Annotated in this window: 16 protein-coding genes, 2 rRNA genes, 2 pseudogenes and 2 riboswitches (1 of these 22 running past the window's edge); of the genes and pseudogenes, 9 read left to right on the top strand and 11 right to left on the bottom strand. The window is 43.7% G+C overall.

What is annotated here, in order from left to right; translation table 11 throughout:
• A 23S ribosomal RNA gene (locus NSQ09_RS20085) occupies positions 1-678 on the bottom strand (it extends 2,191 nt beyond the left edge of the window).
• Positions 679-848: 170 nt separating this feature from the next.
• Positions 849-2,398 (bottom strand): 16S ribosomal RNA (locus NSQ09_RS20080).
• The 16S and 23S rRNA genes sit together here, the layout of an rRNA operon.
• A 464-nt stretch (positions 2,399-2,862) precedes the next feature.
• Positions 2,863-2,964: riboswitch (TPP riboswitch) on the top strand.
• 99 nt (positions 2,965-3,063) lie between these two features.
• Here NSQ09_RS20080 and thiT point away from each other — a divergent pair.
• A complete protein-coding gene (thiT, locus tag NSQ09_RS20075) occupies positions 3,064-3,642 on the top strand; it encodes an energy-coupled thiamine transporter ThiT (RefSeq protein WP_003228966.1) in 579 nt (192 codons plus the stop codon).
• A 41-nt stretch (positions 3,643-3,683) separates the two neighbouring features.
• Here thiT and NSQ09_RS20070 read toward each other — a convergent pair whose 3' ends face one another.
• Genes NSQ09_RS20070 through NSQ09_RS20060 form a run of 3 tightly spaced genes read right to left on the bottom strand, consistent with a single transcriptional unit; the run spans position 3,684 to position 6,297 of the window.
• Entirely contained in the window at positions 3,684-4,205 is a 522-nt protein-coding gene (locus NSQ09_RS20070) for a GNAT family N-acetyltransferase (protein ID WP_095843900.1), read from the bottom strand.
• 17 nt (positions 4,206-4,222) lie between these two features.
• Positions 4,223-5,752 carry a flotillin lipid rafts scaffold protein FloT gene (floT, locus tag NSQ09_RS20065; RefSeq protein WP_095843901.1) on the bottom strand — a complete coding sequence of 510 codons (1,530 nt, stop codon included), beginning with the start codon at positions 5,750-5,752 and terminating at the stop codon, positions 4,223-4,225.
• Between the two features lie 20 nt (positions 5,753-5,772).
• Positions 5,773-6,297, bottom strand: coding sequence for an NfeD family protein (locus NSQ09_RS20060; protein WP_032727091.1), 525 nt, complete (start codon positions 6,295-6,297; stop codon positions 5,773-5,775).
• Positions 6,298-6,464: 167 nt separating this feature from the next.
• Between NSQ09_RS20060 and NSQ09_RS20055 the strand changes: the two genes are divergently transcribed.
• Positions 6,465-6,953 (top strand): DinB family protein, encoded by a 489-nt coding sequence (locus NSQ09_RS20055; protein ID WP_033881498.1) that lies wholly within the window; start codon positions 6,465-6,467, stop codon positions 6,951-6,953.
• 5 nt (positions 6,954-6,958) lie between these two features.
• On the opposite strand, the gene NSQ09_RS20050 is transcribed toward NSQ09_RS20055, so the two are convergent.
• From NSQ09_RS20050 to betB, 3 genes are all read right to left on the bottom strand, one after another.
• Positions 6,959-7,537, bottom strand: a complete 579-nt coding sequence (locus tag NSQ09_RS20050) for an MOSC domain-containing protein (protein ID WP_341032559.1) — start codon at positions 7,535-7,537, stop codon at positions 6,959-6,961.
• A gap of 87 nt (positions 7,538-7,624) precedes the next feature.
• Positions 7,625-8,833: a choline dehydrogenase gene (gene gbsB, locus NSQ09_RS20045; RefSeq protein WP_003243227.1), complete on the bottom strand. Its 1,209-nt coding sequence runs from the start codon at positions 8,831-8,833 to the stop codon at positions 7,625-7,627.
• A 16-nt stretch (positions 8,834-8,849) separates the two neighbouring features.
• Entirely contained in the window at positions 8,850-10,322 is a 1,473-nt protein-coding gene (betB, locus tag NSQ09_RS20040; protein WP_015483611.1) for a betaine-aldehyde dehydrogenase, read from the bottom strand.
• A 198-nt stretch (positions 10,323-10,520) separates the two neighbouring features.
• On the opposite strand from betB, the gene gbsR reads away from it, so the two are divergent.
• The 5 genes from gbsR to ktrB all read left to right on the top strand — a co-directional run bounded on the left by gbsR (position 10,521) and on the right by ktrB (position 15,499).
• Positions 10,521-11,063, top strand: a complete 543-nt coding sequence (gene gbsR, locus NSQ09_RS20035) for a transcriptional regulator GbsR (protein WP_014480661.1) — start codon at positions 10,521-10,523, stop codon at positions 11,061-11,063.
• 197 nt (positions 11,064-11,260) lie between these two features.
• On the top strand, positions 11,261-11,806 hold the full coding sequence (gene bslA, locus NSQ09_RS20030) for a biofilm surface layer hydrophobin BslA (protein WP_003243556.1): 546 nt from the start codon (positions 11,261-11,263) through the stop codon (positions 11,804-11,806).
• Positions 11,807-11,906: 100 nt separating this feature from the next.
• A protein-coding gene (locus NSQ09_RS20025; RefSeq protein ID WP_088272564.1) for an IS3 family transposase occupies positions 11,907-13,096 on the top strand; the annotation gives its coding sequence in 2 pieces (ribosomal slippage) (positions 11,907-12,207 and positions 12,207-13,096; 1,191 coding nt in all).
• A 168-nt stretch (positions 13,097-13,264) separates the two neighbouring features.
• Positions 13,265-13,413, top strand: a riboswitch (cyclic di-AMP (ydaO/yuaA leader).
• A 73-nt stretch (positions 13,414-13,486) separates the two neighbouring features.
• Positions 13,487-14,155 (top strand): potassium uptake protein KtrA, encoded by a 669-nt coding sequence (gene ktrA / locus NSQ09_RS20020; RefSeq protein WP_003228942.1) that lies wholly within the window; start codon positions 13,487-13,489, stop codon positions 14,153-14,155.
• Between the two features lie 6 nt (positions 14,156-14,161).
• The gene (gene ktrB / locus NSQ09_RS20015; protein ID WP_003228940.1) at positions 14,162-15,499 is read left to right on the top strand and encodes a Ktr system potassium transporter KtrB; all 1,338 of its coding nucleotides are present in this window, start codon (positions 14,162-14,164) and stop codon (positions 15,497-15,499) included.
• 36 nt (positions 15,500-15,535) lie between these two features.
• Here the strand turns inward: ktrB and NSQ09_RS20010 are convergent, their stop codons facing one another.
• From NSQ09_RS20010 to NSQ09_RS20000, 3 genes and pseudogenes are all read right to left on the bottom strand, one after another.
• Positions 15,536-15,799, bottom strand: a complete 264-nt coding sequence (locus tag NSQ09_RS20010; RefSeq protein ID WP_003222348.1) for a YiaA/YiaB family inner membrane protein — start codon at positions 15,797-15,799, stop codon at positions 15,536-15,538.
• A gap of 108 nt (positions 15,800-15,907) precedes the next feature.
• Complete coding sequence (lytG, locus tag NSQ09_RS20005) at positions 15,908-16,756, bottom strand: exo-glucosaminidase LytG (RefSeq protein WP_032726765.1); 849 nt, start codon at positions 16,754-16,756, stop codon at positions 15,908-15,910.
• A 160-nt stretch (positions 16,757-16,916) separates the two neighbouring features.
• Positions 16,917-18,452: pseudogene (locus NSQ09_RS20000) on the bottom strand (MFS transporter).
• Between the two features lie 517 nt (positions 18,453-18,969).
• Between NSQ09_RS20000 and cdoA the strand changes: the two are divergent.
• Both cdoA and NSQ09_RS19990 read left to right on the top strand, forming a co-directional pair.
• Positions 18,970-19,455 carry a cysteine dioxygenase gene (cdoA, locus tag NSQ09_RS19995; RefSeq protein WP_213382560.1) on the top strand — a complete coding sequence of 162 codons (486 nt, stop codon included), beginning with the start codon at positions 18,970-18,972 and terminating at the stop codon, positions 19,453-19,455.
• 419 nt (positions 19,456-19,874) lie between these two features.
• Positions 19,875-20,000: pseudogene (locus NSQ09_RS19990) on the top strand (YolD-like family protein); the annotation flags it as partial.

Below are 20,000 nucleotides of genomic sequence, written 5' to 3'. Positions count from 1 at the left end.
TTCGCTGCGGCTCCGCATCTTCTGCTTAACCTTGCACGGGATCGTAACTCGCCGGTTCATTCTACAAAAGGCACGCCATCACCCGTTAACGGGCTCTGACTACTTGTAGGCACACGGTTTCAGGATCTCTTTCACTCCCCTTCCGGGGTGCTTTTCACCTTTCCCTCACGGTACTGGTTCACTATCGGTCACTAGGGAGTATTTAGCCTTGGGAGATGGTCCTCCCGGATTCCGACGGAATTTCACGTGTTCCGCCGTACTCAGGATCCACTCAGGAGAGAACGAAGTTTTGACTACAGGGCTGTTACCTCCTATGGCGGGCCTTTCCAGACCTCTTCATCTACCTCGTTCCTTTGTAACTCCGTACAGAGTGTCCTACAACCCCAAGAGGCAAGCCTCTTGGTTTGGGCTAATCCCGTTTCGCTCGCCGCTACTCAGGGAATCGCATTTGCTTTCTCTTCCTCCGGGTACTTAGATGTTTCAGTTCCCCGGGTCTGCCTTCTCATATCCTATGAATTCAGATATGGATACCACTCCATTACGAGTGGTGGGTTTCCCCATTCGGAAATCTCCGGATCAAAGCTTGCTTACAGCTCCCCGAAGCATATCGGTGTTCGTCCCGTCCTTCATCGGCTCCTAGTGCCAAGGCATCCACCGTGCGCCCTTTCTAACTTAACCGTTAAAAAGAATCACTATGTGATATCTTGTGTTACTAATTGAATGTGATGTCTACTGTTATCTAGTTTTCAAAGAACACGTTTCGAAGGAATGATCCTTCAAAACTAAACAAGACAGGGAACGTTCTGTTTATAAGACCCAAGGTCTTATATTCCGTATAATATCCTTAGAAAGGAGGTGATCCAGCCGCACCTTCCGATACGGCTACCTTGTTACGACTTCACCCCAATCATCTGTCCCACCTTCGGCGGCTGGCTCCTAAAAGGTTACCTCACCGACTTCGGGTGTTACAAACTCTCGTGGTGTGACGGGCGGTGTGTACAAGGCCCGGGAACGTATTCACCGCGGCATGCTGATCCGCGATTACTAGCGATTCCAGCTTCACGCAGTCGAGTTGCAGACTGCGATCCGAACTGAGAACAGATTTGTGGGATTGGCTTAACCTCGCGGTTTCGCTGCCCTTTGTTCTGTCCATTGTAGCACGTGTGTAGCCCAGGTCATAAGGGGCATGATGATTTGACGTCATCCCCACCTTCCTCCGGTTTGTCACCGGCAGTCACCTTAGAGTGCCCAACTGAATGCTGGCAACTAAGATCAAGGGTTGCGCTCGTTGCGGGACTTAACCCAACATCTCACGACACGAGCTGACGACAACCATGCACCACCTGTCACTCTGCCCCCGAAGGGGACGTCCTATCTCTAGGATTGTCAGAGGATGTCAAGACCTGGTAAGGTTCTTCGCGTTGCTTCGAATTAAACCACATGCTCCACCGCTTGTGCGGGCCCCCGTCAATTCCTTTGAGTTTCAGTCTTGCGACCGTACTCCCCAGGCGGAGTGCTTAATGCGTTAGCTGCAGCACTAAGGGGCGGAAACCCCCTAACACTTAGCACTCATCGTTTACGGCGTGGACTACCAGGGTATCTAATCCTGTTCGCTCCCCACGCTTTCGCTCCTCAGCGTCAGTTACAGACCAGAGAGTCGCCTTCGCCACTGGTGTTCCTCCACATCTCTACGCATTTCACCGCTACACGTGGAATTCCACTCTCCTCTTCTGCACTCAAGTTCCCCAGTTTCCAATGACCCTCCCCGGTTGAGCCGGGGGCTTTCACATCAGACTTAAGAAACCGCCTGCGAGCCCTTTACGCCCAATAATTCCGGACAACGCTTGCCACCTACGTATTACCGCGGCTGCTGGCACGTAGTTAGCCGTGGCTTTCTGGTTAGGTACCGTCAAGGTACCGCCCTATTCGAACGGTACTTGTTCTTCCCTAACAACAGAGCTTTACGATCCGAAAACCTTCATCACTCACGCGGCGTTGCTCCGTCAGACTTTCGTCCATTGCGGAAGATTCCCTACTGCTGCCTCCCGTAGGAGTCTGGGCCGTGTCTCAGTCCCAGTGTGGCCGATCACCCTCTCAGGTCGGCTACGCATCGTTGCCTTGGTGAGCCATTACCTCACCAACTAGCTAATGCGCCGCGGGTCCATCTGTAAGTGGTAGCCGAAGCCACCTTTTATGTTTGAACCATGCGGTTCAAACAACCATCCGGTATTAGCCCCGGTTTCCCGGAGTTATCCCAGTCTTACAGGCAGGTTACCCACGTGTTACTCACCCGTCCGCCGCTAACATCAGGGAGCAAGCTCCCATCTGTCCGCTCGACTTGCATGTATTAGGCACGCCGCCAGCGTTCGTCCTGAGCCAGGATCAAACTCTCCGATAAATGGATCACAGGTTAAGTTCACCGCATCCTGCGGCGACACCTGTGTGACCTGCGTCGTGCAGGCCCTAGTTTGACTGACTACGCACATCGCTGTGCGATTTATAAAAATGAATTAACAGGTACGTTTTGTCTTGTTTAGTTTTCAAAGATCATTTCGTTACTTCTCAATGAAGCAACTTTACTAATATAACATTCAGCTTCTTTTTTGTCAATAACTTTTTCAAGTTGTTTTGAAGCATCTAGTTTGTGTCCGCTGTGCATCAGCGACGTTTAATAATATAACACCTGTATTTATTTATTGCAATAGTTTTTTTAAAAAAATCTATAAAACAAATAAACTATAATCCTCGCCATGATTTCTAAAGCGTGTGTATCATATAACTTTCTTAAAAGAACATATACATCAGTCATGTGATCTTGTTGTTTTTTTCGTTTTCTTGTATAGTAGAAACGAACTAAATACTGATGACCACAAGGGGAGCATTAAAGCTGAGAGTGAGCGGTTTCGTTCTGACCCTTTGAACCTGTTAGTTAACGCTGGCGTAGGGATGTGGCAAAGTCAAATGAATTGCAGATCGTAAAGCAGTGCGTGGAACTTTTCTCATCCTTCCGCGTGCTGCTTTTTTGTTGTCCTTTTGGTTGTCTGTCAATGGAAGGAGATAGATATGAATCAATCTAAGCAACTGGTTCGCCTTATTGAAATTGCCATTATGACAGCGGCAGCCGTTATTTTAGACATTGTCTCAGGAATGTTTCTTAGCATGCCTCAAGGAGGCTCGGTCTCCATCATGATGATTCCGATCTTTTTAATTTCGTTTCGCTGGGGTGTCAAAGCAGGTCTTACTACAGGTTTGTTGACAGGTCTAGTACAAATAGCAATCGGAAACTTGTTTGCTCAACATCCTGTACAGCTATTGTTAGATTACATTGTCGCTTTCGCAGCAATCGGCATAAGCGGCTGTTTCGCTTCTTCAGTCCGTAAAGCCGCTGTATCAAAAACAAAAGGGAAATTGATTGTTTCAGTGGTAAGCGCAGTTTTTATCGGCAGTTTGCTGCGCTATGCCGCGCATGTCATTTCAGGAGCTGTGTTTTTCGGCAGCTTTGCTCCAAAAGGAACGCCGGTATGGATTTATTCTTTAACTTATAATGCGACTTACATGGTTCCTTCATTCATTATTTGTGCAATTGTCCTATGTTTATTATTTATGACAGCACCCCGTTTGCTTAAAAGTGACAAAGCGTAAAAGTAACAATCCCCCAGCGAATTCCGCTGGGGGATTGTTCGTTATCTGTTAAGAAGTGTTTTTAAAGCTGAAAGATCCAGCCAGCCAAGACCTACTTCTTTCAGCCTTACTCCGGCAATTTCAAAGTTGTCCTCCGCTACTCTTTCAGGTGAATAGGCCTGATAAAATATAATTGAGGGATTCTGCTCAATAACCCAAACAAACATACTTGAAAATCCATGTTGAAGCAAAAACTCCGCTCCTTTTGCTAAGAGCGCCCTGCCTGCACCTTGCCGCTGGCGCTCTTCCAGAAGATAAATAGCGTATAACTCGCCATCATAGCCTTCTTGTTCAGAGCGAATAGGTCCAAATGAAGCAAAGCCGAATACTGAATCCATTTCGTCCTGAGCAACAAATACTCCTTTTAACGAGCGACTTTTCCATTTGTCTTCAAATTCCTTATAGTTCAGGCTGTTTAAATAATCAATCGGGATAATTTCGTGGTATGTTGTCCTCCAGCTGTCTACATGCACTTTTGCAATGTCCTTTATATCCTCTAACTTCGCTTCACGTACAGTTACCATACGGTTCTGCCCTTTCCTTACTCTGATTTTTGGACCGTTTTGGCTTCTTTGATTTCATTTGTTAATTCATTGATGCTTTGTTTTACGTTTCCTTTTCCTGAAAAGTTCTCAAGCATTTCTTTTACATCGATTCCCGAGGTTGCTTTTAAACTTTCTTGCAGACTTGACATTAAGTTCGTCGCATAGCTGGTTACTTTGTTTGCTCCGCTTGATTCACCGCTTCCTCCTGTATCGACAACGGTGATTTTATCAATATTTGAAAGAGGCGCCGCTGCTTGTTTCGCGTATTCCGGAAGCATTTTGACAATCATATCGAAAATCGCCGCCTGCCCGTACTGTTCAAAGGCAGCCGCAATTTTCTCTTTTGCTTCCGCTTCTGCAAGACCTTTCAGGCGGATAACCTCTGCCTCTGTCTCTCCTTTCGCTTTTTCCGCTTCTGCTTTTGCTAGCCCGTCAATTCTTACTTTTTCCGCCTCAGCCTTTGCCATTGCTTCAATACTGTACTTCTTGGCATCGGCTTCCGCGAGCTGTTTGGCTTTCTCAGCTGCTGCGGACTGCTCAACAGAATAACGGTCTGCATCGGCTTTTTTCTTTACCTCTGAGTCGTATTGACGTTCACGGCGAAGAATTTCTTTTTCTTCTAGTTCTATTTGTTTTTGGCGTTCGATAATTTTAACCTGCATTTCCTGCTCTGTGACTTGCTGGCGCGCTCGGGCAGTCTCTAAATCATATGCTTGGTCGGCATTCGCTTTTGCCGTATCTTGTTCTCTGCGGAATTCAGCCATTTTGAGCTGATTGATTTTTTCAGCTTCAGCGATTTCCGTCGCCCGTTCAAGTTCTGATTTTTTTGCGTCTTTATCGGCTTCTGCCCGCTTAATTCGGGTTTCTTTATCAGCCTCTGCTGTTGCGATATCAGCATCGCGTTTTACTTGGGCAATTCTCGGTTTCCCTAATGATTCAAGATAACCGTTTTTATCACGAACATCTTTAATGGTAAACGAGACGATTACAAGTCCCATTTTCGCGAGATCCTGTGAAGCGACACGCTGCACCTCTTGAGAGAATTTTTCTCTGTTTTTATAGATTTCTTCTACTGTCATTGAGCCGAGAATGGAACGAAGGTGGCCTTCTAAAACCTCCCGCGCTTCCTGCTCACGGTCGTCTTTTGATTTCCCTAAAAATTGTTCGGCCGCTGTAGCGATTTCTCCTATAGAACCGCCGATTTTAATAATCGCAGTTCCATCGGCCATTACTGGCACTCCTTGTTCTGTATAGACTTCAGGTGTCGAAACATCGAGTTTGCTTGATAATAGGCTTAGCGGCTCTGCCTGCTGGAAGACGGGAAGGACAAAGGTTCCTCCGCCGCGGACGATTTTAATACGGTTGCCGCCTTCATCGACATGAACATTTTTATTACCCAGATAGCTCCCTGTTACAATTAACGCTTCATCAGGCCCTGCTGTACGATACTTCGTAATAAACACAGCTATTAGTGCAATTAATAAAAAGAATACAACTCCGATGATCATTATAATCGGCATTGTCATATCAAATTCCTCCTTTTATGTTAAATGGGTTCATGCGGAGTAACCGAAAGAACTCCGTTGTTAATATCTACGACTAAAACCGTTGTCCCGTAACTGATCTGCTGATTATCAAAACTGACCGCTGACTTTGAAATGGTCCCGCCTATCCCTTCTATGACCACTTCACCAAATCCGTCAACCGGCACAGCTGTAATCACTTTACCGAGTCTTCCTCTGAGATCATCTTCTCTATATGCCAATGATTCTTCTGCAGATGATAATGGCACCAGCACAAAGATGTGAAGCAATACCACCAGCATGATCGAAAGGATGCAAGATAAAAGCGCAATCAGCAAGCTTGACAGAGGCAATACGAGTTCACCTATATATCCGCCCGCTGAAAAACATGTGAAAAATGAGAGCACTAATGTCGGATTAAGAAACGGAATGCCTTCTGACAGCCCTGCAAATACATCTCCGAAAAACAGGAATAACAGCGTAAGGCTGCCCGCAATAATAAGCGTATAAAGATAAATTGTTTGTATAGGTACTCCAAATAACTCCAATTTCCTCATCCTTTCTTCATCAATGCATTGATGAACGGCCGCCGTTACCATTTATACGAGACACCACGGGAAAGGTTTCAAAATTTTAAGACAAATAACCTATTTGAAGTGCTTTATAAATGATAATTGCTTATATATATGGTAATGTCATTTTAGGAGGAGATATGATGAGTATCTTTAATGAAGCCAGATTAGAAACGTGGAACGAATTGAAAGGACTTTCTGACGAAAAGCTGAATCAAAAGCCTTCTGCTGAAGAATGGAGCATACGGGAAGTTCTTGACCATTTGAAAAAAATCGATATGACCGCACAAAAAATGTTGAAGGAACGTGTAAAGGACGCTCCGATTAAAGAAATTGAAGAAAAATCGCTTGAGGTCGCACAGGACAGAAATAATAAACGGAAAGCCCCGAGTCATCTTGAGCCTGCGCATGATTTTATTTCAGGCAGCCAAATGAAACGTGAGCTTGATGTGGTAAGAGAGCAGCTGACTGCTGCGATTGCCTCTCTGAAAGAAGAAGATTTTGAAAGAGTGCTTCCGCATCCTGTGTTTCAAGAGCTGACTGTCAGACAGTGGATCGATTTTATCGGCCATCATGAAAAACGGCACCTCAGCCAAATGAAAGAAATTAAAGAAAAGATAGAAAGGGCCTGATTTCATCAGACCCTTTCTGCTTTTCGTTTGACTTTTCGCTGATAGGAATGAACTTCTATTTCATCACCTGTGTAAACAGCACCAGGTCTCTCCACAATACAGACAATCCCTCTAATGCCCAGTGCGTGGCGGACGAAAGCCGGCGTCAGCTTCGGCTTGTCCGGATAATAGGACTGAATGACTTCTCCCGGCTGGATACACGGATCATTTTCGCCCTCACACAGCAGAGCCGCTCCGCTCGGAAAAATAATCCGGCTTCCTTCTTTTAATGAAGTAAGATCTGGCATACCGCTGACTGCCACATTCGCCCCGAGCCATTCCGGCAAAATTCTCGGCACTCCCATTTTTAAAGCGATTTCGTTGCATTCCTCTATTGAAACAATTGAAATTTGTCTGCGGTTGAAAATTTCAGTCCCTCTTGAAAACATTGGTTCTCTGGCTCCCGCTTTTTTGGTCAGGCCAAAATGCAAGTCGCCGGGGATGCCGCCATAATCAAAATCAAGCTTGTCCATTTGCTTTGTTACGAAGCTTTTTGTATCTGCGATATATAAGCCTTCCGCTTTTGCAGTCATCCGCTTCCACATCAGCTGGCACCTTCCTTCTTATCTAAAATTTCCACCTATGCTTCATTATCCCAAAAAATCCCGCTCTGTAAAGGAGCGGGATTTTGATTATACCGTTTTAGGCGTAAGGTTAAAGCAGCGCTTGTAGATCCAGTTGTATGCTTTTTCATTTAAATCTCTAGGGTTTCCGAAGGTTTGCGGATCTTTCATAGCTTCTTTAGACAAGCGTTCGATCATATCAGGTGATACTCCCTGCTCTTCTAAAGTCGGCACTTCTAAATCTTCGACCAGATCATACATCCAATTGACAGATGCTTTCGCAGCTTCTTCTGTTGTCATCTTGCTTGTATCAATACCGAACGCTTTCGCAATACGCGCAAACTTCTCAGGATAGCCCTTCCAGTTGTATTCCATGACAGGGCCCATCATCGCCGCTACACATTGGCCGTGAGCGACTGGGATAATACCGCCAAGCGTTTGGCTCATCGCATGAGCAGCGCCCGCTGATTCACTTCCGTAAGAAAGACCGGCAAGCATCGCAGCCTGCGCCATTCCGTACCTTGCTTCCAGATCCTCTCCATCAGCAAATGCCCTCTTGATGTAATGAGCGGCATACTCAATCGCCATTAAGGCAACCGCATCCGTGATTGGCTGTGCAAATTTCATTGTATAGCACTCAATGGCATGGGCGAGCGCATCAATTCCCGTCATAGCTGTTACATGCGGAGGCATTGAAACATGAAGCTCAGGATCAATGATTGTCAAGTGCGCTGCAATCAGCGGACCGCCCGTGTTGAATTTGAATTCTCTTTCTTCATCTGTGATAACCGCCCATTGGGTTACTTCTGATCCTGTTCCAGCTGTAGTGGGAATTGTCGTCAGCGGAGGAATGCGGTTTTCCAGCGGTTTTTTCCCATCTGCCGCTTCATAATCAAGCACGCTTCCTTCGTGAGTCGCTTCTACTCCGATTGCTTTTGCTGTATCCATGGAGCTTCCGCCTCCGACTGCCACCAAACCATTACAGTTCTCTTTTTTGTAAAGCTCAGATCCTTCATTCACCAGACGGACAGGCGGGTTTGGCTCAACTTTATTAAAGAGCACCACTTCAATGCCTGCTTCTTTAAGTGATTCGATTACAGGATCAGCAACACCGGCTTTATAAATCCCTGGGTCTGTGACAAGGAGCGCTTTTGAAACGCCCAGTGCAGCTACTTCCTCACCCGTATGCTTGATGGCTCCGATTCCATGCTTAATCACAGTCGGAATTTCAAATGTGTGGAATTTCTGCATGCTTTCTACCTTCATATTTAATGTCATCATCAATCTCCCCCTCTTATGAATTGAACCAGTTAACCGCTGCCGGTTTTGTATTGCGGTATACATGTTTGACTTCTGTGTATTCTTCAAGGCCTATTTTTCCAAGCTCGCGTCCGAACCCGGATTGCTTATATCCGCCCCATGGCGCTTGTGCAAAGTACGGATGAAAATCGTTGATCCAAACGGTTCCCATTCTCAAGCGGGCTGCTACCCGTTCGCACTTTTCAATGTCTTTTGACCATACCGCTCCAGCCAAGCCATAGATGGTATCATTCGCAAGCTCGATTACCTCTTCTTCAGAGCTGAAGGTTTCGACTGTCAATACCGGACCGAAAACCTCTTCCTGAACGATTCTCATGTCAGAATTACAGTTTGAGAAAATAGTAGGTTCATAGAAAAAGCCGTTTTGAAGCGCAGGGTCTTCCGGGCGTTTGCCTCCTGTCTCCAGCTTCGCGCCTTCCTCTATTCCGATCTCTACATATTTTTCTACCTTTGCCCTGTGCTCCGCCGAAATAAGCGGACCGCTTTCTGTCTCAGCATGAAAACCGTTTCCGAGTTTTATGCGTTTTGCCCGTTTGACCAGCTCCGCCAAAAATTGATCATGAATGGCATCCTCAACAAGCAAGCGGGAACCTGCAGAGCATACTTGGCCGGCGTGGAAAAATACAGCGTTTAAGGCCTGATCAACCGCAACTTCTAAATCCGCGTCCTTGAAAACAATATTTGGGTTTTTCCCGCCAAGTTCAAGGGCGATTTTTTTGACGTTTCCGCTTGCCGCCCGCATGATTTTTTTGCCTGTTTCAATTCCGCCCGTAAACGAAATCAAATCGACGTCTTTGTTTACGGCAAGCTCGTCGCCCACTGTGGCTCCCGGTCCAAGGACAAGATTTGCGACACCTTTTGGTACACCGGCTTCTTCCATCAGCTTAAAGACTTTGATTGTCGTCAGCGGCGTAATCTCACTCGGCTTCATGACGATTGTGTTTCCTGCAGCCAGTGCAGGGGCGATTTTCCAGCTCGCTTGAAGGAGCGGATAATTCCATGGAGTGATCTGGCCGCAAACCCCGATTGGCTCTCTAATAATTTTGCTTTCTGAATCAGGAATCGGAGATGAAATGATCTCTCCGCCATCTTTGTCTGCCAAGCCGGCGTAATATTGAAAAACATTGGCGATATCGTCCATATCGGCCTTGCTTTCTTCGAGTGTTTTTCCTGTATCAAGAGATTCAAGCTCAGCCAGCTCCTCAAGATCGCGTCTGATTAATTCCGCAATTTTCAGAACAATTTTTCCGCGTTCAAGCCCGGATAGCGATGACCATTCTCCTTTGTCAAATGCTCTGCGTGCGGCTGCGATTGCTTTGATGGCGTCCTCTCGCCCTCCCTCGCTTACAGTTGCAATTTCTTCTTGATTAAATGGATTGATAATACTGCGGATCTGTTCTTTTTCGGCACTGATCCATTCTCCGTCAATGAATAATGTTTGACTCATATAAGCCTCCTTGACGTAAATAAATTTTGTTAAATAAAAATTTAATGTTTTTAACAACCTTAATCTAACATATGGTTTTTAAACTGTCAAAGTCCCATTTTGATTTTTCTTTTTGACTTTTCCTCATGTTTCGTTAAGATAAAGAACATAAAGAAATAACTTAACGAATTTAATTTTCTAAAGGAAAAGAGGGTCAGTATGGATGAAAATCCAGAATTTGCAGCTATAGAACAGGCTCGGGATCTTGTTATTGACTCCATTGCTGAAACGATGGATCTTTACGGAATTACCCGCAGTGTCGGGATTTTATATGGGACGATGTATATGAGGGATGAGATGACGCTTGACGAAATGCGTGAGGAGTTGCAAATGAGCAAACCAAGCATGAGCACAGGCGTCAAAAAGCTTCAAGACTTAAATGTAGTGAAAAAAACATTTCACCGGGGCATCCGTAAGCATACATTTGTGGCTGAGAAGGATTTCTTTAAATTTTTCACAAATTTCTTTCCACCTAAATGGGAGCGGGAGGTTCAAGTGAATGTAGCAGCGATCGAGGAAGCTCAAGCTGATTTACAAAAGGTTTTATGCAAGGAAGATCTCGATGAGGATATCAAAAATGAAGCACTGCAGTTATATGATCAGCTGGAAAGCTCTAAAGCTTACTATGACTGGCTGAAACGGCTTGCTGAATCGGTGCAGACCGGAGAAATTTTTAAATTTATACCGATCGAAACAAAGTAAAGCAGAAAACGCCTGGGAAAGCAGGCGTTTTTTTGATGTAACTACTACAAATTTGAAAAATACGGGAAAAACACCCCATTTACTTCCAAAATATTTGATGGTAATTTTATGTAGGTAAAATTTGTATTTGGCCTTTCAGAGGAGGTGAAAAGCGGGCAGGCCTGTTTAATTTATCATTTTTTAGGGGGAATTTTGTTATGAAACGCAAATTATTATCTTCTTTGGCAATTAGTGCATTAAGTCTCGGGTTACTCGTTTCTGCACCTACAGCTTCTTTCGCGGCTGAATCTACATCAACTAAAGCTCATACTGAATCTACTATGAGAACACAGTCTACAGCTTCATTGTTCGCAACAATCACTGGCGCCAGCAAAACGGAATGGTCTTTCTCAGATATCGAATTGACTTACCGTCCAAACACGCTTCTCAGCCTTGGCGTTATGGAGTTTACATTGCCAAGCGGATTTACTGCAAACACGAAAGACACATTGAACGGAAATGCCTTGCGTACAACACAGATCCTCAATAACGGGAAAACAGTAAGAGTTCCTTTGGCACTTGATTTGTTAGGAGCTGGCGAATTTAAATTAAAACTGAATAACAAAACACTTCCTGCCGCAGGTACATATACTTTCCGTGCAGAGAATAAATCATTAAGCATCGGAAATAAATTTTACGCAGAAGCCAGCATTGACGTGGCTAAGCGCAGCACTCCTCCGACTCAGCCTTGCGGTTGCAACTAATGTAAAAGACCGGTTAATGATATTATCCCCTCTAAGTAGACAGTGTAAAAAGCCCGCTTTTCAAAAGTGGCTGTTACACTATACGTGGAGGGGATTTTTTATGGCGAGAAAAGGGCAACACTTTCAGAACTATACGAAAGAATTTAAGATGAAAGCTGTCAAAATGTACGAGGAAGGAAACAAAAGCTATAACACGTTAGCTGAAGAATTAGGGCTTCGAAGTTCAACCCAGCTCAAAAATTGGGTGAAAACATATCGGGAAGGCAAGTCTTTTGATGATCAAAGGGGAAAAGATACAAAGTCAGACAATCCTTTTATTGGACGCCCTAAAACAACGTTTAAAAGTGTTGAGGAAGAACGAGATTATTTAAAGGCACAGGTCGAATACCTAAAAAAGCGCTATCCAAATCTGCATGGGGAGGACGGATTTTGAAGGCAGCACGATTTGAAGCTGTTCACGAATTGAAGGACCGTTATCCGATTACATGGCTGGTATGTATCGCCAAAGTGTCACGGTCAGGGTACTATAAATGGCGCAAGGCTCAAAGGTTTCGAATGGCAAGGCAACAGAGAGATCAGATCATAAAAGAGCACATCATGGCGATTCATCATTCACGCCCTTTCTATGGCTATCCTCGGATTACTGTCGCTTTAAAGAAAGAAGGTTTCTGCGTCAACCATAAGCGTGTTTACAGATTGATGAGAGAGATGAACATCCACTCGATTATTCGAAAAAAGCGTCGTTATTTTGGAAGAAAGGCATCGGTTGTCCTGCCAAACCGGCTTAACCGAGAATTTCAAACCAATCAGCCTAATCAGTTATATGTAACCGATATTACCTATATTGCTTGCGGACAACGATTCTATTATCTTTCTGCAGTACAAGATCTTTACAACAATGAGGTTGTCGCATGGAAACTGTCAAAGCGAAATGATCTTGAACTGGTGATGAAAACAGTGGAAAGTTTAACAGCTCAACGGGATGTCCAAGGGGCCATTCTCCACTCTGATCAAGGATTCCAATACACAACAAAAGCATATCAAAAGCGACTTGAAACCGTTGGTTTGAAGGGCAGCCATTCCCGTAAGGGAAACTGCCTGGATAACGCCTGTATCGAATCATTTTTCTCGCACCTCAAAACAGAGAATACATACTTTTCTTCATGCCAAACTGAAAAAGAGCTCCACAAAAGCATTAAAGATTACATCCAGTTCTATAATCACGAACGATTCCAGAAAAAATTAAACCAGTGTGCTCCGGTAGAATACCGTAACACACTGGTTGCTTAGGCTTTTTATGGCTGTCTACTTGACAGGGGTAAGACCATTAACGCCGGTCTTTTTTGCGTTTTACCCTCCCCTTTTTCTCTAATTCCCGTTATCTTTTTTCTGGTTTAAAATTTAAATTGACAAACACTAGAAACAGGAGTAAATTCTTGAGTGTTCAATTTCATACAGTCTCTTTTACCGCTTAATCAAACACGAACGGGGGAACCAACGATTGGCTGTTTTATTAACAGCCTTGGGGTGAATCTTACTAAGTAAGAGGGGGTACTCTGAATCCCTAATCCGACAGCTAACCTCGTAGGCGTATACAGAGAGGAGGTCTATTATTTGGCCATTCTTTGCAATGGTCTTTTTTGCTTCAGAAACGTTAATTCACTAAGGGAGATATGAACATTGGGAAGAATTAAAAATAAGCAATTTGCCGTGATCGGTCTGGGTCGGTTTGGCGGCAGCATTTGTAAAGAACTTCATAGAATGGGGCATGAGGTCCTTGCGGTTGATATCAACGAAGAAAAGGTCAATGCATATGCTTCTTACGCCACTCATGCGGTAATTGCCAACGCCACCGAAGAAAACGAATTGCTTTCATTAGGAATACGCAATTTTGAATATGTGATTGTTGCCATCGGAGCAAATATTCAAGCGAGTACGCTGACCACCCTATTATTAAAGGAGCTTGATATTCCAAATATTTGGGTGAAGGCTCAAAACTATTATCATCACAAGGTGCTTGAAAAAATCGGCGCTGACCGGATTATTCATCCTGAAAAAGATATGGGAGTTAAAATCGCACAAAGCCTTTCAGACGAAAATGTTTTGAATTACATTGATCTATCTGATGAATACAGTATTGTCGAGCTGCTGGCTACGCGCAAGCTTGATTCAAAATCGATTATTGACCTGAATGTAAGAGCAAAGTACGGCTGCACGATCCTGGCCATCAAACATCATGGAGATATCTGTCTTTCCCCCGCGCCTGAAGACATCATTCACGAGCAAGATTGCCTGGTGATCATGGGCCACAAAAAGGATATTAAACGTTTTGAAAACGAAGGGATGTAGACAAAGGTGACACTTCAAAAGGATAAAGTGATCAAATGGGTTCGGTTTACACCGCCTCAAGTGCTTGCCATTGGTTTTTTCCTTACCATTATCATCGGGGCTGTCCTATTAATGCTTCCGATTTCCACTACGAAGCCATTGTCATGGATAGATGCTCTTTTTACTGCGGCTTCCGCTACAACTGTTACAGGGCTTGCTGTTGTCGATACCGGTACTCAATTTACGGTATTCGGGCAAACAGTTATTATGGGGCTGATTCAGATTGGCGGGCTTGGATTTATGACGTTTGCGGTCTTGATCGTCATGATATTAGGAAAAAAAATCGGATTAAAAGAACGAATGCTCGTCCAGGAAGCCTTAAACCAGCCGACAATCGGCGGTGTCATTGGCCTTGTCAAAGTCCTGTTTCTGTTTTCGATCAGTATTGAATTGATAGCAGCACTCATTTTATCCATCCGGCTTGTACCTCAGTACGGCTGGTCATCCGGCTTGTTTGCAAGTTTGTTTCACGCAATATCTGCTTTTAACAATGCCGGGTTTTCGTTGTGGCCTGATAATTTGATGAGCTACGTTGGCGATCCTACAGTAAACCTCGTGATTACTTTCTTATTTATTACAGGAGGGATCGGATTTACGGTTCTGTTTGATGTGATGAAAAATCGGCGTTTTAAAGCTTTTTCTTTACATACAAAGCTCATGCTTACAGGAACGCTGATGTTGAATGCGATTGCTATGCTTACGGTCTTTATTTTAGAATACAGCAACCCTGGGACGCTCGGCCACCTGCATATAGTGGATAAACTGTGGGCGTCCTATTTTCAGGCAGTGACGCCGAGAACCGCAGGCTTCAATTCTCTAGATTTTGGAAGCATGAGAGAAGGAACAATTGTATTTACTTTATTATTGATGTTTATCGGAGCAGGAAGCGCATCAACGGCGAGCGGCATTAAGCTGACTACGTTCATCGTGATTTTAACATCTGTTATTGCTTACTTGAGAGGTAAAAAAGAAACGGTTATTTTCCGCCGTTCTATCAAATATCCGATTATCATTAAAGCTTTAGCTGTGAGCGTCACCAGTTTGTTCATCGTGTTTTTAGGGATTTTCGCCCTGACGATCACAGAACAAGCGCCATTTCTTCAAATTGTGTTTGAAACCTTTTCCGCATTCGGAACTGTCGGCCTTACGATGGGGCTTACTCCTGAACTGACAACAGCTGGCAAGTGTATCATTATTGTCATCATGTTTATCGGAAGAATTGGTCCTTTAACGTTCGTGTTTTCATTCGCAAAAACAGAGCAATCAAATATCCGTTACCCTGATGGCGAAGTGTTTACAGGGTGATATCAAAAAAATCCGGCGTGCAGTCGCCGGATTTTTTTATGATTCGATATGAGATTGATTTTGTCTTTTTTCCTGTTCCGCGATGATTTCGTTATCCTCCGCGTTATCACGGGTTACTTTTTGTGTGAGAATCGCACCAACTGCTACAAGTATCATAACAGCGATGTAATAACCTTTTTCATTGAGTTCCAGGTTATCAGCATTATAGAGTCCGATACTAAACAAAAATACTCCCGCAAAAAAAGTAAAATAAGCTAATACTGTAAAGGCAACCGTGTTTCTGCGTCTATATTTCTGCACCTTTGTTCCCTCCCGAAAGCATAGTTAAAAAGTGATAACTTCCGTGGAATATTATACCTCAAATTCCCCAGAATGGAACAAAGAATTAAAAATACCAGTAAAAAGGGCTTAGGTTGCCTCCTTTATTTCAACAGCTGAATCATCAATCCAGCCAATAAGTTTATCATTGATTTGGAATTGGTACCATACAGACTGGCCTTTCTGTTTTTTAGACACAACCTTTATGTCTTTGCCGACGTAAGATTGGGCAGAGGTAAGCCTTATGGACCGATCATCAGTAGAAGGCTTGGACCATACGTCTTGAACGGCACTGTCTTTAATAGAGGCGTTTAAATCCACAGATTTGAGGGATGGATTTACCTCATCGTACTCATCTAAATCGTATTTTTCCACAATAGCACTGATTTTGTCAGCGTAGTCAGGGTCTGTAGCATATCCTGATGTTTGCAGGGCGGTTGCCGCTTCCTTATAATTCCCTGCCTCAAGCACCGGTTTATACTTCTTTTTATTCCACGATGTGCCACGGACGAACAATTGGGCATGATCATCCATAGATTCAAAAAACGTGCTGTATTTTCGAAACTTCGCGCGAATAGTTTTTCTTTTCCCTTTTTCAACTTCGTCCGTTTCCATCGTGACATGATGGCCTTTATAATTCCCTTTTACGCCAAAAAGGTTGTTGGCCTTAGCAGCCAGTTCACTGTTCCCCCAGTCCGATTCGAGAATGGCCTGAGCAATTGTGATGCTGGGGAGAACATGGTATTTTTCATACAAAATTTGGGCATGTCCGGACAGACTGTCTATAAATACTTGCTGTTCATCGATTTCTTCAGTTTCTTTGGATGTTTCAATCGGTTTTGATAAAGTTGTCGCTAAAACAAACAGAGCTAGCGGAATCGATACAATGAAAAATAGTGAAATCAAGAGTTTACGTTTTTTAAGTTTTTTACGGGCCATGAAAACCTTCCTTCGAATTAAAAGATTACGAATGTAAAAGAATCTACCTTTTAGAATTTTACTTGCACTTCTAATATTTTTCAATTCTTTAGGGATAAAGTTGGGAAAAGATTGCAAAATAAAAACCTTTTCGCTCAATGAAAAGGTTTTTACCATGTTTCTATTTTTGTAAATTTCTGAGTGCATTACGATATTCCGTATCATTTATTACTTTATATGATTTGACAGTTGCCTTCGACAAACCTTCTGCTGAAACGGCCGGTTTTTCCGGAGCTGTTTTCGCTTTATCATGTGGTTTATGTGCCAGCTTGTGCCCCATTCCAGTGGCATTCATACAAAATGACAGGCAGACGAGCAGCACGCTAAGGATAAAAGAAATAAAGAAGAGATCATGATAAGCAGTCATAATAGAATCCTGTACCGAACCGCTTTGTCTGGCAGCATCTTTTTTCGTGAAAAAGCCGATGAGAATGGGAACTCCCATATAGACAAACTATCTTAAAAACTGAACAGCTGTCATTCTCTTGACCAAATCAGGCAGCGGGCCTCCCATGGCAGCTCCCATCAGCCCTGCGGCGACTGTCAGGCCTGTTCCCGCTGCAAGCATGATAAACAGTGCCGCGAACATATAAAGAGATGATCGATCCTGCATATGCAGCCATTGAAAATTCACAAAGACGAGAATGAGTCCGCCGATAATACCGAGCATCCCTGGTCCGACTTTATCATAAAACAGAGCGCTCAAAATGGCCGCGATCGCCACTCCGATTAAAAGAGTCAAGTTTAAAAGAATGAGATGCTCCTGAGAAATATCATACATTTGACGGAGCAAGCCTTGAAAAGCAGACAGGCTGACAGCTACCGTTATCGTCCCTGCAGCTATGATCAATAAGCCAAGCACCGGTTTTGGCAGCAGCATCAGTTTAATAGATATGAATGGGTTTTTCACTTTATATTCCACAATCAATAGACCAATGAGCAAACATAACGTCACCCCGAAACCAATCCATACATAACCCGATGACAGCCCCCATTTTTGCAGAAAAATGAATGAAACCGCTGAGGCTGCGGCAAGGAAAACAGATAAAAGAATTCCCGCACGATCAAGCGGCTGTTCTTGATCCGCCGCTCCGTGATGCTCGTCATGGAGAAAGAAATAGCTCACCGCGACACCGATCAGAGACAAGGTGCCAAAGATGAAAAACAGCCATCTCCAATGCCCGCAGCTTGTTGCAATGGTTCCGAGGATTGTGCCGATGATAACAGAACCATAGAATCCCCCGATCAGCACAAGCAGTGCATAGTTCCTGCGTTCAATCGGGAATGACAGTACAAGCATTGGAATCATAATCATCAGCATGACGCCTGTTGCCGCCCCCTGTAAAAAGCGCCCTGCCGCCATCCATGCAATATCGCCTGAACATGCGATGAGCAGTGAGCCTAGTATAAAGACAGGTAATGAAGCCAGATAGACGGGACGCGCACCGAATTTTTTCCTCAGCAGCGGTCCTGCCGGAACTAACAAGGCAAAGGCCATATTGCCGATCAATATCGGATTTACTGATGTGAAGACACTTGTTCCAACCGCTTTCTGAACAAGGCCTTGAACTGACGACAATGCCGTGTTAGACATCAATCCCGGCCCGACCGCTAAGACGGCGAGCAAAGAAATCACCCAATAGTGTTTTGTCTTCATGTTGTCATTCCTTCCTATATGAATCCATGCGAAACACATCATTTTTTGAAAACAAAAGAAGCTAATAGATTTTGCATACCATTAGCTTTCATTCTAATATTATCCCTTTCAGGGGAAATGATATTATTTTATTATAATTATGTGAATGAATGAGCATATAATCAAATATTATTTCAAATCGATTGTGTTTTGTCAATGGAGTAAATTTCAAGCACAACATAAAAAGTCTGAAAGCTTTTCCCCGATATTGTGTTTTGGAGCCAAGGGGCCTAGAACTGCACTTATGGAGCCCTGCTCGTTCCCTCAAGCGAATTAAAGCAGGCCGTTTTAACCCTTTCAATCCACTATTCCAACTAATAAACTCGAATAAGTTGTGATAAGACAACATTTTGGCCGCACATTTTTTTGTGTTTACTGGACGTTTGCCGCCTCTAAATTGTATATGGGTAAATACCATGAATCAACCTATGAAATACCAATGTAAGGAAATTTTAAATATTCCGGGAGGCAAAAACGAATGGAACTGTATGAGTGTATCCAAGACATTTTTGGCGGCTTGAAAAATCCATCGGTTAAAGATTTAGCAACGTCTTTAAAACAAATTCCAAACGCAGCAAAATTGAGTCAACCGTATATTAAGGAACCAGACCAGTACGCTTACGGCCGAAATGCCATCTATCGAAATAATGAATTGGAAATTATCGTGATTAACATTCCGCCAAACAAGGAGACAACAGTCCACGATCATGGTCAATCCATTGGTTGTGCAATGGTGTTAGAAGGAAAGCTTCTTAATTCTATTTATCGCTCAGCCGGCGAACACGCAGAACTCTCCAATTCATACTTTGTCCACGAAGGAGAATGCCTTATTTCAACCAAAGGTTTAATTCACAAAATGTCCAATCCAACATCCGAACGAATGGTGTCTCATCATGTCTACTCCCCTCCTTTGGAAGACATGACGGTCTTTGAGGAACAAAAGGAGGTATTGGAAAATTCATGATTGACAGATAAACTGCTCACTTTGACTTCGCTCAACTGGAGGATTCAGAGAATGAAACCTTTTCCTCAAAACAAAAAAACCCTTATAGAATAAGGGTTTAAAGGTATGGAGCCAAGGGGGCTCGAACCCCTGACCTCTACGCTGCCAGTGTGGAGATGGGTTTCTGATGCGAACAGACGTTTTATTCTCAAACCCTATTTTATAGGGTTTTCTTACATAAGTTTCTGATTAAAAATATTCCTTTTTGATTAAAAATGAGGAAGTTGGTCCCCAATTCGTCCCCATCTGTCCCCAAAAGGCATTATAACATTCTTCCTTAACTAAACCAGACTTCAAATATGGGACCTGATTTCCCATTATTTTCTCCGTTGATAAAAGAACGTTTGTTCGCATATAATTTATTCAAGGAGATGATCGGAATGAGTCAAGGGATTTACGATAAGAGATGGGAACAAAAATTCATATTACCTGAACAAAGGGCTGCCCTTTTAAACAGAAAGAGAGAAGACCAGAAGATCGAAAAACCCATTCTTGATGAATACCAG

Origin of the sequence: Bacillus sp. FSL W8-1202, assembly GCF_038006165.1 — a bacterium.
Lineage (GTDB): Bacteria > Bacillota > Bacilli > Bacillales > Bacillaceae > Bacillus > Bacillus subtilis.
Note: the sequence above shows the minus strand (reverse complement) of the source record. Positions and strands in the feature narration are given on the sequence as shown.